Raw genomic sequence first — 13079 nt, 5'->3', positions numbered from 1 at the left:
CGATCGGCGCGCTGCTCTCTGCGGACAGCCTGACCGGGCGGACGATAGTGTCATCCGTACGATGAGGGTCACCCCACGCTTCACACCGGTGCCTGACGGCGACATGGTGACAGCGACGCCTCTACCGACGACGAGACGACCTACGAAGGACCTGAAGTGAATATCCGCTCCCTCACTCGAGGCGACGGCGTGGTGATCGGAGCAGCGGTGTTGCTGTTCATCGCGTCGTTTCTCGACATCTATTCGATCGATGGTGCGCCCGACAGCATCGACCTCCCGAACCTCTGGGGGAGCGGGCCGGTAGTGCTCGGTGTCGTGCTGGCAGGGATCATCGGGGCCGCGCTCGTCGTCGTCTCCCGGGGCCTGCCGCAGCCGCGCAAGGTCGCGGGCCTCGACCTCGGCCAGTTCGGCGTCGCCTTCACGGTCTTCGCCGCGTGGAGCGCCCTCGGCAACGTCTTCGACCCGGCCGGGGCCGTCGACAACGTCGGCAGCTCCTCCGACGGCCCCAACGCCGGCACGGGCCTGATCCTCGCCCTCGTCGCCACGGTGCTCATGGCCGCCGCCGCCATCGCCACCCCCCTCGTCCCCGCTCTCAAGGGCGCCCTCGTCCCGGCCCCGCGCCCCGCCGCCCCGCAGCCCTACGGCGCCCAGCCGCAGGGTGGTTACGGCTACCCGGGTGCGCAGCAGCAGCCGTACGGCGGTCCGCAGCCGGGTCAGCCGTACGGTGCCCAGCCCCAGGCGGCGCAGCCGCAGCCGCAGCCGCCGGCCGGGGACTTCTCGCCGTTCTGGTTCGCCGTGCCGGTGCCGCGGCCGCTGTTCGCGGAGGACGGTTCGCCGACGCCGATCGCGGAGCTGGCGCCGGGCACCTGGTACCTCGCCGTCGAGCAGCGCGGTCCCGGTCTGGTCGCCCAGACGCAGGACGGCCGCCGCGGAGTGCTGCAGGACACGTCGGGTATCCAGCGCGGCTGACATCGGGTTCTTCACGGCCCCTCGCCCTTCCGGCTCTTCCGGGCGAGGGGCCGTTGTCGTACAGTCACCGGCACCAGAGCTGACGAACCGTCAGCTACTCCCCGGAGGTGCCCATGCGGCTCGGACTCGCCCTCGGCTACTGGGGCCGCGGCCCCTCCCCCGACCACGTGCCGCTGGCGCAGGAGGCCGAGCGGCTGGGCTACGACTCGGTGTGGACGGCGGAGTCCTGGGGCTCGGACGTGTTCACGCCGCTCGCCTGGATCGCGGCACACACGTCAAGGATCAAGCTGGGGACGGCGGTTGCCCAGATGGCGGCCCGCTCACCGACCACGACGGCGATGCACGCGCTGACCCTGGACCACCTCTCCGGCGGGCGGATGCTGCTGGGCCTCGGTCTGTCCGGTCCGCAGGTCGTCGAGGGCTGGTACGGCCGCCCGTTCCCCAAGTCGCCGCTCACCGCCACCCGGGAGTACGTCGACGTCGTACGGCAGGTGTTCACGCGCCGGGCGCCGGTCGAGCTGGCCGGCCGCTTCCACGCCCACCCGTACCGGGGCCCGGACGCCACCGGCCTCGGCAAGCCGCTCAAGCCGATCACCCACCCCCTGCGTCCCGATCTGCCCGTCCTCCTCGGCGCGGAGGGCCCGAAGAACATCGCCCAGACGGCCCGCATCGCGGACGGCTGGCTGCCGCTGTACTGGTCACCCACCAGGCCGGAGGTCTACGAGGCCTCGCTCGCCGGCGCCCCCGACGGCTTTCTCGTCGCCCCCCTGGCCCAGGTACGGGTCTGCGACGACGTCACCGAAGGCCTGCTCCCCGTCAAAGCCATGCTCGGCTTCTACATCGGCGGCATGGGGCACGCGGCCCGCAACTTCCACGCCGACCTCATGGCACGCATGGGGTACGAGGACGAGGCCCGCCGCGTCCAGGACCTGTTCCTCTCCGGCCGCCGCGAGGAGGCGGTGCTCGCCGTGCCGGACGCCTTCGCCGACGAGATCTCCCTGGTCGGCCCGCGTGAACGCATCGCCGAGCGGCTGGAGTTGTGGCGCACGGGGCCGGTGACGGACCTGCTGGCCCTGGCGCCGGACCGGGAGTCGCTGCGCGTGCTGGCGGAACTCAACTCGTGACCGTCAGGTTTCGTTCGGGCATGCAGGGTTACTTGTCGGGCATGTCCCCTCGATATCGCTATGGCGCCAATTCGGCCGGCAGGGTCATCGCGGCCGTAGCCGACATCATGGCCCTCATCCTGGGCCTGTGGATTCTGATGTACCTGCTGGACGCGAACCGCACCAACGACTTCGTGCAGTTCGTCCACGACGTCGCCCGCTGGCTCGCGGGCTGGTCCCACGACCTGTTCACCTTCGACGAGGCATGGGCAAGGGTCGTCGCCGGCTACGGCCTGGCGGCCATCGTCTACCTCTTCGTGGGCCACGCGATCGCCAACCGCGTCCACCGGGTGCAGCGGCACTGAGCGCCCCGCAAGGGGGCGCCCCGCGCACACCGGAGGTCAGCCGCAGCAGTCCGGGTCCAGGCCCCACGGCAGACGGTCGCCGCCGAAGACCTGGCAGGTGGCCTCGTGGCCGCCCAGGGCCGCGACGGCGAGGAGGAGGGAGCCGGCCGTCCAGGCGGTCAGTTCCCTCGGCCAGATCACCGCGTCCTCGAAGACGTAACCCGTCCAGTACAGGCCGCTGTCGGCGTCCCGCAGGTGCTGGATCGACTGCAGGATGTCCAGCGCCCGGTCGGACTCGCCCATCGCCCACAGGGCCAGGGCCAGTTCGGCCGACTCGCCGCCGGTGACCCAAGGGTTGGGCACGACGCAGCGCACCCCGAGGCCGGGGACCACGAAGCGGTCCCAGTCCTCCTCGATACGGGACTTGGCCTCCGTACCGGTCAGCGCGCCGCCCAGCACCGGGTAGTACCAGTCCATCGAGTAGCGGTTCTTGTCCAGGAACCGCTCGGGGTGACGGCGGATGGCATGCCGGAGCGCCCCCGCCGCCAACTCCCAGTCCGGCTGCGGCTCCTCACGCTGCTCGGCGATGGCGAGCGCGCAGCGCAGGGCGTGGTGGATCGAGGAGCTGCCCGTCAGCAGCGCGTCCGCCGTGTCCGTGCCGTCGTCGTCGCGCCGCCAGCCGATCTGCCCGCCCGGCTGCTGCAGCCTCAGCACGAACTCCACGGCGGCGTACACGGTCGGCCACATGCGGTCCAGGAACGTGTCGTCGCCGGTGGAGAGGTAGTGGTGCCACACCCCTACCGCTATGTACGCGACGAAGTTGGTCTCGCGGCCGCGGTCCGTCACGTCCCGCGCGTCGCCGTCGGCGTAGGCCGCGTACCAGGAGCCGTCCTCGTTCTGGTGCCGGGCCAGCCAGGTGTACGCCCGCTCCGCGGCCTCGTGCTGGCCCGCCGCGTCCAGCGCCATCGCGGCCTCGACGTGGTCCCAGGGGTCGAGATGGTGGCCCCGGAACCACGGGATCGCGCCGTCCTCCCGCTGCACGGCGAGGATGCCGCGGACGGTCGCGGCGGCCTGCTCCGCGGTGAGGACCCCGGGCAGGACGAGGTGTTCTGTCCGGGGGGTCGTCACTTGGCGGCCGCCTCGGTCGCTTCGGCCGCTTCGGCCGCTTCTGTTCCGGACAGCCGCGGCAGGTGGGGCTTGGTCGCGTACGCCACGAAGCTCTTGCCGATCAGCGGGTTCAGCGCCTGCTCGGCGACCCGGGTGGCCAGCGGCTTCTTCATGATGTCCCAGACCAGCAGCTTGTGGTACGCCCGCACCGGCAGCGCCTTGTCGTTGTCGACGCCGAACGCGCACTTCAGCCACCAGTAGGGCGAGTGCAGCGCGTGCGCGTGGTGCGTGCCGTACGGCTCCAGGCCCGCCTCGCGGATCCTGGTGAGCAGCTCGTCCGCCTTGTAGATGCGGATGTGACCGCCCTCGACCTCGTGGTAGGCGTCGGACAGCGCCCAGCACACCTTCTCGGGGCCGTAGCGCGGCACGGTGATCGCGATGCGGCCGCCCGGCTTCAGCACCCGGACCATCTCGGCGAGTACGCCCTTGTCGTCCGGGATGTGCTCCATCACCTCGGAGATGATCACGACGTCGAAGGACTCGTCGGGGAAGGGCAGGGCCAGCGCGTCGCCCTCCATGGCCGTCGCGGTGGCCCCCGCCGGCGCCTCGCCGGCCTCCTTCATCGCCGCGAACCACTTCGCGACCTCGCGGATCTCCTCGCCGTTCTGGTCCAGCGCCACGACCTGCGCGCCGCGCCGGTAGCACTCGAACGCGTGCCGGCCGGCACCGCAGCCGAGGTCCAGGACGCGGTCGCCCGGGGCGAGCGGGAACCGGGAGAAGTCGACGGTCAGCACGTGGCCCTGCTTTCGGAGGAGGTACTTGTCGGGGCCGCGGGGCGGCCGGTTGCCGGAAGTGTGGAACGGCCGGAGCGGGCGATGGCCTCGCGGTACCGGGCCACCGTGCCCTCGGCGGCGCGCGCCCATGTGAAGTGCCGCAGCACGCGCTCACGTCCGGCGGCACCGAGGCGGGCCCTCAGCTCCCCGTCCCCGAGGAGCCGGCCGAGCCCGGCGGCCAGCGCACCGGCGTCGCCCGGTGGCACCGCCAGGCACGTCTCCCCGTCCCGCCCGGCGACCTCCGGGATCGCGCCGCCGGTCGTGGCGAGCAGCGGCGTGCCCGTGGCCATGGCCTCGGCGGCCGGAAGGGAGAAGCCCTCGTACAGCGACGGCACGCAGGCGACCTCCGCCGAGCGCACCAGGTCGACCAGTTCCGCGTCCGAGATGCCCTTGACGAACTCGACGGCGTCTTCGAGGCCGTACCGCTCGACGGCCCCCGCGACGGGCCCCTCCGCGGGCCGCTTGCCGACGACGACGAGGTGGGCGTCGGGGTACTCGGTGCGTACCTTCGCGAGCGCCTCGACGAGGAAGACCAGGCCCTTCAGGGGGACGTCCGCGCTGGACGTGGTCACGATCCGCCCCGGTACGACGGGCACCGACGGGTCGGGCTTGAACAGGTCCGTGTCGGCGCCGATGTGGACGACGTGGATCCGGTCCTGCCGGACGCCCAGGTGGTCGACGATCTCCTGGCGGGACGTGCCGGAGACGGTGAGCACGGACGGCAGGCGGCGCGCGACGCGCTTCTGCATGCGGGTGAAGGCGTACCAGCGGCGCACGGACCAGCGCCGCTGCCGGCTGTCCGCCGCGTCCAGCTCCAACTGCCGGTCGACGGTGATGGGGTGATGGATCGTGGTCACCAGGGGCGCGCCCACGTCCCCCAACAGGCCGTATCCGAGCGTCTGGTTGTCGTGGACGACGTCGAAGTCGCCGCGGCGGGCGCGCAGGTGGCGGCGGGCGCGCAGCGAGAAGGTCAGCGGCTCGGGGAAGCCGCCGGTCCACATGGTGGCGACCTCCAGCGCGTCGATCCAGTCGCGGTACTCGTCGCGCTTCGGGGTGCGGAAGGGATCGGGCTGGCGGTAGAGGTCGAGGCTGGGCAGCTCGGTGAGGCTCAGGCCGTCATGGCCCTCGTCGAGCACGGGGTACGGCTGGGCGCCGATGACCTCGATCCGGTGGCCGAGGCGGGCCAGCTCGCGCGACAGGTGCCGTACGTAGACGCCCTGGCCCCCGCAGAACGGGTTTCCCTTGTAGGTGAGGAGTGCGATGCGGAGCGGTCGCTCGCCGTCAGCGGCGAGATCCTCACGGGGACCCGCCTGACTGGCCTCAGCGGTCACTCTGGGCCCCCTTCTCCCTGCACTGTCCCGCGAGACTACGACGGGACGCTAATCTAGAACAAGTTTCAGACTTGATCGTCCAGAGGCTCCGAATCTACCGGCAGGTAGGGGTGCTGTGAGCAGTGGATCAGGTGATTCGCACCACGGCACGGCACCCTGCCATGCTGTCCGATCACCAGCCCTCACCGACTGTCACGGAACGGGACCCATGCCTGCGGAAGCCAAGGTGAACAAGGTGGCCAAGGTGGAAGTCAGTACCGCGCACCCCGCCTCCTCACCCCTCACCGAGCGGCAGGAGGCGCGCCGCCGCCGGATCCTGCACGCGAGCGCCCAACTGGCCAGCCGGGGCGGTTTCGACGCGGTGCAGATGCGGGAGGTCGCGGAGTCCTCGCAGGTGGCGCTCGGCACGCTGTACCGCTACTTCCCGTCCAAGATCCATCTGCTGGTCGCGACCATGCAGGACCAGCTGGAGCACATGCACGGGACGCTGCGGAAGAAGCCGCCGGCGGGCGAGACGGCGGCGGAGCGGGTGGCGGAGACCCTGATGCGGGCCTTCCGCGCGCTGCAACGCGAGCCGCATCTGGCCGACGCGATGGTCCGGGCCCTGACGTTCGCCGACCGCAGCGTCTCGCCCGAGGTGGACCAGGTCTCGCGTCAGACCACGGCGATCATCCTGGACGCGATGGGCCTGGAGAGCCCGACACCGGAGCAGCTCTCCGCGGTCCGCGTCATCGAGCACACCTGGCACTCGGCGCTGATCACCTGGCTGTCGGGCCGCGCCTCGATCGCCCAGGTCAAGATCGACATCGAGACGGTGTGCCGGCTGATCGATCTGACGGCCCCGGACACACGAAAGTGACCTACGAGACGGGTTCCCTTCGCCGGTATTGTCCGGATCAGGTTTTGGGGGTCGCCTTCCAGTCATACGACCTCTCGGTCACATGACCTTCCGGCCTCTCAGCCCTACCGTCGACGTCGGCACCAGCGGAAGCCGAAGCTTCACGCCAGAGTCGGCATCTCCGGTCGGACTCCCTCACTCGTCCCGTAGGCCGATTTCCAGAGTAGGACTTCCGTCGGCAAAGGGAACCCCCCAATCGGGATTTTTTACCCAAATCTCCCGAACAGCCCATACAGCCCCCGGCCACCGCGACACGCACCCGCGACAGAAGGAACATATGGAGTGGAAGTGACTGATGAGACATAAGTGACAGGTGAAGGTGGCTCCGATGGCGAAGTACCTCTTCAAGGTCAAGCTGACCCAGGACGGCCTCAAGGGGCTGCTCAGGGAAGGCGGGAGCGCGCGGCGGGAGGTCGTCAAGCGCACGATCGAGGGCCTCGGCGGCCGGATCGAGACGATGTACTGGGCCTTCGGCGACGACGACGTCTACCTCACGGTGGAGCTGCCCGGCAACACCTCCGCGGCGGCCCTGGGCCTGGTCGTCTCCGCAGCCGGCGGCGTCCGCACGAGCACGGTCGTCCTGCTGTCGGCCGAGGAGATCGACGAGGCGGTCCAGCAGAAGGTGGACTACCGGGCACCCGGCACCTGACCGCCCGGCCCCGCCCCTCCCGGTCCTGGAGTGCCGGGCGCGGCTACGCCGAGCACCGCGCGGCACAAAAGCGTGGGCGAGCCGAGTGGTACGAGAGCTACACGTCGCACGCGGTGAAAGCGGAGCGGGGCCACGGATTCACGCGAGCGCAGGTCTCGCACGGCCCCGCAGCGGGCTGACCGATCGATGCCACCACCTCCTGGTCCGGCAAGCGCCGCCCCGCCTACTCCTCCGGCGGAAACACCGGCTCCCCGCTCCCCAGCAGCGTGATCTGGATGGCCTCCACGGGGCAGTTCTCCGCCGCCGCCAGAACCCGCTCGTTGGCGTCGGCCTCCGCGTCGACGGGGTGGGACTGGCGGCCGGTGTCGAGGCGGAAGCCGTCGGGGGCGTGGTGGAGGCACTGGGCGGAGCCGATGCAGAGGGAGCGGTCGACCTCGACGTGCCAGCGGTCGCCCATGGTCTCTCACCCCTCCCAGCCCGCCGGCAGATGGATCATCTTGTGCTCCAGGTACTCCCCGTACCCCTCGGGGCCGAACTCCCGCCCCAGGCCGGAGTTCTTGTAGCCGCCGAACGGGCCGAGCATGTCGAGGCTGAAGGTGTTGACGGAGTACGTGCCGGTACGGACCTGGCGGGCGACCTCGATGCCATGGGCGACGTCGGCCGTCCACACGCTCCCGCTCAGCCCGTAGTCGGAGTCGTTGGCGATCTTCACGGCCTCGGACTCGTCGCCGTAGGGCAGGAGGCAGATCACCGGGCCGAAGATCTCCTCCCGGGCGATCCGCATGGAGTTGTCGACGTCGCCGAACAGCGTCGGTTCCACGTACCAGCCGCGATCGAACCCGGCCGGACGTCCGCCCCCCGTGAGGACCTTGGCGCCCTCCTCCTGGCCGATGCGGATGTAGTCGAGGTTCCTGCGCTGCTGCCGCCGGGCCACCAGGGGGCCCACCTGGGTCGCCGGGTCCAGCGGGTCGCCGACCACCAGCGCGCTCGCCGCCGCCGCGAAGGCCTCGGCGAACTCGTCGTAGCGCGAGCGCGGCAGCAGGATGCGGGTCTGCGCCACGCAGGCCTGACCGTTGTTCATCCAGGCCGCCGGGACGATGCCCGCGACGGCCGTCTCCAGGTCCGCGTCCGGCAGCACGACGGCCGCCGACTTGCCGCCCAGCTCCAGCGTCACGCGTGTCAGATTCCGCGCGGCCACCTCCATCACGCGCTTCCCGGCGGCCACCGAGCCGGTGAAGGAGACCTTGTCGACGCCCGGGTGCCCGACGAGGTACTCGCTGACCTCGCGGTCCGCCGGGAGGATGGACAGGACGCCCTCCGGCAGCCCGGCCTCCCGCGCGATCTCGCCGAGGATGTACGCGTCCAGCGGCGACTCCGGTGACGGCTTCAGCACCACCGCGCAGCCGGCGAGCAGCGCCGGCGCGAGCTTGGCGGCGGCCACGAACTGGGGGACGTTCCAGGGGACCACGGCCGCGACGACGCCGACCGGCTCGCGCCGGACGAGGATCCTGCCCAGGACCCCGTCACGGGTCTCCTCGTAGGTGAAGCCGCGCGCGACCGTGACCGCCGCGTCCCACACCATCATCGCGCCGAGGGCCTGCGCGAGGACGCTCCAGGAGTACGGCGACCCGTTCTCGGACGAGATGACGCGCGCGATCTCCTCGTGCCGGGCCGCGATCCCGTCCTTGATCCGGGTGACGACCGCGATCCGCTCCTCCAGGCTCAGGTGCGGCCAGGGGCCCTCGTCGAACGCCCCGCGCGCCACGGCGACCGCCCGGTCCACGTCCGCCGTGGAGGCGTGCGGCACCCGTCCGATGACCTCCTCGGTGTGCGGCGAGACGACCTCGATGACCTCCTCGCCCAGAGGGTCGGTCAACTCCCCGCCGACGAACAGCTGTCCGTGTTCCACGAGCTCGGTCATGGCCGACCGCCTCCCACGAGCTGGTTTCTGACACTTCATCAGATACGAAACTGATACCAGTTCCACTGGGAAGAGTCCACGGACCTCACACCGGTTCGCCACACGTTCCCGACCTCCGGCGCCCTAGCATGATCAAGCCAAGGGGGAGGTAAAGGGGATGCCAAGGGGAAGCAAGGCGGACAGGGCCGGGCGCCGTTGGCCGTTCGTCGTGGCGGCCGTGTCGCTGGCCGCCTGCGGTGCCGGCTGGGCGATCTCCGCACAGGCGGACGCGGACCGCCCCGGAGTGGCCGTCCAGACGGAGACACCCGCCACCCGCGACGAGATGATCAGCGACCTGCGCGCACTCCTCACCGAGCACGGACAGCGCCCGCCGGACACCTCGGACCTCGCCACCGAGGACATCAGGGACCGGCTGGAGCAGGCCCGTATCAGGTACGCCGAACCGGCCGAGATGCCGGTCGTCCCCGCCTGCGACGGCATCAAGAGCGTCTTCGATCCGGACTGCTGGTAGCAGGCCCGCCCGGCGGCCGACCCCCCACCGCTCGCACACCTCCCCTGCACGAGTCGGCCGACCGTGACTCGTGTCAGTCGTCATGTCATGCGCCTGACACAGACCGCGCACACCCACGCACACCCACGCACCCCCAACCACCCCCACGCACCGACACCCGTCACTCAGGGAGAGGCACATGAAGCTCAAGCACCTGGCCGCCACCGCGGCCTGCACCACCGCCCTGCTCGCGATACCGGCCGTCCCGGCCTCGGCGGCGCAGCCGCAGCCGGCCCGGCCCGGTGTCGCCGTCGACGTCGAGGCCGGGTCCCCCAAGGAGGTCCTGGCCTACTGGACGGCGGAGCGGATGGAGAGAGCGGCCGCCAACCCGGCGCCGGTCCGCGCGGTCCGCGCGCCGCAGGACGGGCCGGACCGGCGGTCCTCCGCGGCCGGGACCCCGCACCTGACGGCGTCCGCCCCGGCGGTCCGCCCCACGGCCGCTCCGGCCGGCCGCACGACCCTGTCGTCCACGACCTCCGAAGCCTCCCTCCAGGCCGCGGCGGCCGAGGACATCGCCGTCGCCCAGGACGTTCCGGCCTCGACCTCCATCCCCAACGTCGTGGTGGGCAAGCTCTTCTACAAGGCGCCCGACGGCCAGGACCACACCTGCTCAGCGTCCGTGATCGTCTCGGACACCGCGAACACCATCTGGACCGCGGGCCACTGCGTGCACCTCGGCGACGGCAGCGGGGAGGCCGGCTGGTCCACCGACATCATCTTCGTCCCGGGCTACAAGGACGGCCAGGAGCCGTGGGGCGTGTGGGTCGCGGACCGCAAGTACGCCCCGACCCAGTGGATCGAGGACGGCGACCACCAGAGCGCCGACCTGGCCGCCGTCGTCCTGCAGCCGAACACCACGTACGGCAGGCTCCAGGACAACGTCGGTGCGCTGGGGTACCAGTTCGGTTCGGTCACCGACCACCAGGACGCGTTCACCGTCGGCTACCCGGGCGAGGGCTACCAGCGCACCGACATGGACGGCGAGCAGATGATGTACTGCTACGGCAACACCGAGGACGCCCAGCCGTTCTGGCCGCTGGACGACCGGCTGAAGATGGACTGCGACATGGGCAAGGGCGCCAGTGGCGGCCCCATGTTCATCGGTGCGCTGGGCGGCAATCCCCAGATCGTCGGCGCCAACAGCCACTACGAGTCGGACGCGACGACGGGTGAGCGCATCAGCGACGACCTGTTCTCCTCCCTGCACGACGCCAACGCGGTGGCGGTGATCAACGAGGTCGACGCGAGCGCCTGAAGCCCCGCGGCGGGCAGGTGACATGGGCTCCCATGGGAACCCGTTCTAGTTATAGTGACCGGAACGCGGCGACAGGGGAGCCCATGACACAGGTGACCGACCACGGCGGAGGCGTCCGGTCCCTCCGGGTTCCCATCCCGGACAACCCCCTCGGCCACACGCTCGTGTACGTCGTCGACACCGACCGCGGCCCCGTGCTGATCGACACCGGCTGGGACGACCCGGACTCCTGGGACACCCTGGCCGAGGGCCTGACGGCCTGCGGCACCTCGCCCGGCGAGATCCACGGCGTGGTCGTCACCCACCATCACCCCGACCACCACGGCCTGTCCGGCAGGGTGCGCGAGGCGTCAGGCGCCTGGATAGCGATGCACGCGGCGGACACCGCGGTCGTACGGCGCACCCGCGAGGCCCGCCCGGAGCGCTGGCTGACCTACATGACCGCCAAGCTGGCGGCGGCCGGCGCCCCCGAAGAGCACCTCGCTCCCCTGCGTACGGCCCGCCCCGGCACCCTGCCCGGCCTCGCCCCCGCCCTCCCCGACCGCGAGATCGTTCCCGGCGAACTCCTCGCCCTGCCCGGCCGCCGCCTCCGCGCGATCTGGACCCCGGGCCACACACCGGGCCACGTCTGCCTCCACCTGGAGGAGGAGCACCCCGCCCGGCTCCCGGGCCACGGCCGGCTGTTCTCCGGTGACCACCTGCTCCCCGGGATCACCCCCCACATCGGCCTGTACGAGGACCCGGACGACACCACGGTCACCGACCCTCTGGGCGACTACCTCGACTCCCTGGAACGCATCGCCCGCCTCGCCCCCGCCGAGGTCCTGCCCGCCCACCAGCACGCGTTCCCCGACGCGGCGGCCCGCGTACGGCAGTTGCTCACCCACCACGAGGAACGCCTCTGCGGCCTGCTGACCCTCCTTTCCGAGCCCCTCACCCCCTGGCAGCTCGCCGAACGCATGGAGTGGAACCGACCCTGGGACCGGATCCCGTACGGCTCACGGAACATCGCGGTCTCCGAAGCCGAGGCGCATCTGCGGCGGTTGGTGAAGCTGGGCCGGGCGGAGGCGGTGGCGGGCAGCGATCCGGTGAGGTACGTGGCGGCTCAGTAGGAGCCGTTGGCCTGCCAGAACGCCCAGGCGTCGCAGGGGCTGCCATAGCGGTCGTTCATGTAGTTCAGGCCCCACTTGATCTGCGTGGCCGGATTGGTCCGCCAGTCGGCTCCGGCAGACGCCATCTTGGAACCGGGATAGGCCTGCACGAGACCGTAGGCCCCGGAAGAGGGATTGACCGCCTTGTAGTTCCAGCCGGACTCGTGGTCCACGATGTTGCTGAAGCACTGGAACTGATCGCCGGGCACGATCTGCCGCGCGATGGCCTGGACCTGGGCAGCGGTGTACGAGGACTGCGGCGCGAGGCTGACGGCGCCCGCCGCCGGGGAACTCGACGAACCACCGGCCTTCTGCTGGGCCTGCTCGCGCTCCTCGGCGTCCTGCCGGGCCTTCTCCCGGGCCTTCTGCTGGGCCTTCTGCCGGGCCGCCTTCTGCTGGGCCGCCTTCTGCTTGGCGATCGCGTCCTTCGCGGCCTGTTCGCGGGCCGCCTCCGCCGCGGTTCTCCTCGCGCTGTTGTCCGCTGCGACGGCCTGCGCGTCGGCCTGCTCGGCCAGGGAGGCCGTCTGCACCTGGACCTGCTGCCCTGCGGGTAAGTCCGCGAGGAGGGTCGAGTCGCTCGCCGTCGTTTCGGCGTCGTTCACCGAGTGGCCGGAGCTGCTCTGGGCAACTCCCGCGACGGCGCCGACAGTAGTGACCGCCGTGGCCGAGGCCACCGCGAATCCCCGCACTAAGTTCCCGCTCACACGTTGTCCTTCCGGCATGACCAGATCAAGAGGTTGAGCGTCGCAAGACTAAAGAGCGGCCGCACCGGCGGCAACGGGTGGCAGGTACAGTGGCCGGGTCGTCATCACACCCGTACGGGGGGAAGCCGGTGCAATTCCGGCGCTGGCCCGCAACCGTGAACCGCCCGGGCAAAGGGCGGTGAGCCGGATCGCCCCGCACGGATTCGTGAACCGGCTCACGTGCGCCGGCAAGCCCGCCGCCGCACGGCACCGTCGAGGTATACG

The 13079-nt window shown here is 71.2% G+C and carries 14 protein-coding genes, 1 pseudogene and 2 riboswitches; of the genes and pseudogenes, 9 read left to right on the top strand and 6 right to left on the bottom strand.

Annotated elements, in window-relative coordinates; translation table 11 throughout:
* Window positions 1–156 precede the first annotated feature (156 nt).
* The 3 genes from NW895_RS05825 (at window position 157) to NW895_RS05815 (ending at window position 2437) form a co-directional block, all read left to right on the top strand.
* Window positions 157–969 (top strand): DUF5336 domain-containing protein, encoded by an 813-nt coding sequence (locus tag NW895_RS05825; RefSeq protein ID WP_289934219.1) that lies wholly within the window; start codon window positions 157–159, stop codon window positions 967–969.
* Between the two features lie 113 nt (window positions 970–1082).
* A complete protein-coding gene (locus NW895_RS05820) occupies window positions 1083–2093 on the top strand; it encodes an LLM class F420-dependent oxidoreductase (RefSeq protein WP_289934218.1) in 1011 nt (336 codons plus the stop codon).
* Window positions 2094–2134: 41 nt separating this feature from the next.
* On the top strand, window positions 2135–2437 hold the full coding sequence (locus NW895_RS05815) for a hypothetical protein (RefSeq protein ID WP_289934217.1): 303 nt from the start codon (window positions 2135–2137) through the stop codon (window positions 2435–2437).
* A 36-nt stretch (window positions 2438–2473) separates the two neighbouring features.
* On the opposite strand, the gene NW895_RS05810 is transcribed toward NW895_RS05815, so the two are convergent.
* The 3 genes from NW895_RS05810 to NW895_RS05800 are packed head-to-tail and all read right to left on the bottom strand — an operon-like array spanning window position 2474 to window position 5687.
* Window positions 2474–3544: a prenyltransferase gene (locus tag NW895_RS05810; RefSeq protein WP_289934216.1), complete on the bottom strand. Its 1071-nt coding sequence runs from the start codon at window positions 3542–3544 to the stop codon at window positions 2474–2476.
* A complete protein-coding gene (locus tag NW895_RS05805; RefSeq protein ID WP_289934215.1) occupies window positions 3541–4317 on the bottom strand; it encodes a class I SAM-dependent methyltransferase in 777 nt (258 codons plus the stop codon). Before NW895_RS05805 ends, NW895_RS05810 begins: the two co-directional genes overlap by 4 nt.
* The gene (locus tag NW895_RS05800; RefSeq protein ID WP_289934214.1) at window positions 4311–5687 is read right to left on the bottom strand and encodes a glycosyltransferase family 4 protein; all 1377 of its coding nucleotides are present in this window, start codon (window positions 5685–5687) and stop codon (window positions 4311–4313) included. Before NW895_RS05800 ends, NW895_RS05805 begins: the two co-directional genes overlap by 7 nt.
* 208 nt (window positions 5688–5895) lie before the next feature.
* Here NW895_RS05800 and NW895_RS05795 point away from each other — a divergent pair, with 208 nt between their 5' ends.
* The 3 genes and pseudogenes from NW895_RS05795 to NW895_RS05785 form a co-directional block, all read left to right on the top strand.
* Window positions 5896–6546 (top strand): TetR family transcriptional regulator, encoded by a 651-nt coding sequence (locus NW895_RS05795; RefSeq protein WP_289934213.1) that lies wholly within the window; start codon window positions 5896–5898, stop codon window positions 6544–6546.
* A riboswitch (TPP riboswitch) is annotated at window positions 6544–6732 on the bottom strand. It overlaps the preceding gene by 3 nt.
* A gap of 181 nt (window positions 6733–6913) precedes the next feature.
* The gene (locus NW895_RS05790) at window positions 6914–7234 is read left to right on the top strand and encodes a GYD domain-containing protein (RefSeq protein WP_289934212.1); all 321 of its coding nucleotides are present in this window, start codon (window positions 6914–6916) and stop codon (window positions 7232–7234) included.
* 47 nt (window positions 7235–7281) lie between these two features.
* A pseudogene (locus NW895_RS05785) lies at window positions 7282–7413 on the top strand (antibiotic biosynthesis monooxygenase); the annotation flags it as partial.
* Window positions 7414–7457: 44 nt separating this feature from the next.
* Here NW895_RS05785 and NW895_RS05780 read toward each other — a convergent pair.
* A complete protein-coding gene (locus NW895_RS05780; RefSeq protein ID WP_289934211.1) occupies window positions 7458–7691 on the bottom strand; it encodes a ferredoxin in 234 nt (77 codons plus the stop codon).
* A gap of 6 nt (window positions 7692–7697) precedes the next feature.
* On the bottom strand, window positions 7698–9155 hold the full coding sequence (locus NW895_RS05775; RefSeq protein WP_289934210.1) for an aldehyde dehydrogenase: 1458 nt from the start codon (window positions 9153–9155) through the stop codon (window positions 7698–7700).
* Window positions 9156–9312: 157 nt separating this feature from the next.
* Between NW895_RS05775 and NW895_RS05770 the strand changes: the two genes are divergently transcribed.
* The 3 genes from NW895_RS05770 to NW895_RS05760 all read left to right on the top strand — a co-directional run bounded on the left by NW895_RS05770 (window position 9313) and on the right by NW895_RS05760 (window position 12072).
* Window positions 9313–9666, top strand: coding sequence for a hypothetical protein (locus NW895_RS05770; protein WP_289934209.1), 354 nt, complete (start codon window positions 9313–9315; stop codon window positions 9664–9666).
* 178 nt (window positions 9667–9844) lie between these two features.
* Window positions 9845–10960, top strand: coding sequence for a hypothetical protein (locus NW895_RS05765; RefSeq protein ID WP_289934208.1), 1116 nt, complete (start codon window positions 9845–9847; stop codon window positions 10958–10960).
* A gap of 83 nt (window positions 10961–11043) precedes the next feature.
* Complete coding sequence (locus NW895_RS05760; RefSeq protein ID WP_289934207.1) at window positions 11044–12072, top strand: MBL fold metallo-hydrolase; 1029 nt, start codon at window positions 11044–11046, stop codon at window positions 12070–12072.
* Here NW895_RS05760 and NW895_RS05755 read toward each other — a convergent pair.
* Window positions 12066–12815: a transglycosylase SLT domain-containing protein gene (locus tag NW895_RS05755; protein ID WP_289934206.1), complete on the bottom strand. Its 750-nt coding sequence runs from the start codon at window positions 12813–12815 to the stop codon at window positions 12066–12068. The genes NW895_RS05760 and NW895_RS05755 overlap by 7 nt on opposite strands.
* 78 nt (window positions 12816–12893) lie before the next feature.
* Window positions 12894–13031, top strand: a riboswitch (cobalamin riboswitch).
* Window positions 13032–13079 lie beyond the last annotated feature (48 nt).

It is taken from the genome of Streptomyces sp. S.PNR 29, assembly GCF_030386795.1.
GTDB lineage: Bacteria > Actinomycetota > Actinomycetes > Streptomycetales > Streptomycetaceae > Streptomyces.
This window is presented reverse-complemented; position numbering and strand designations above follow the sequence as displayed.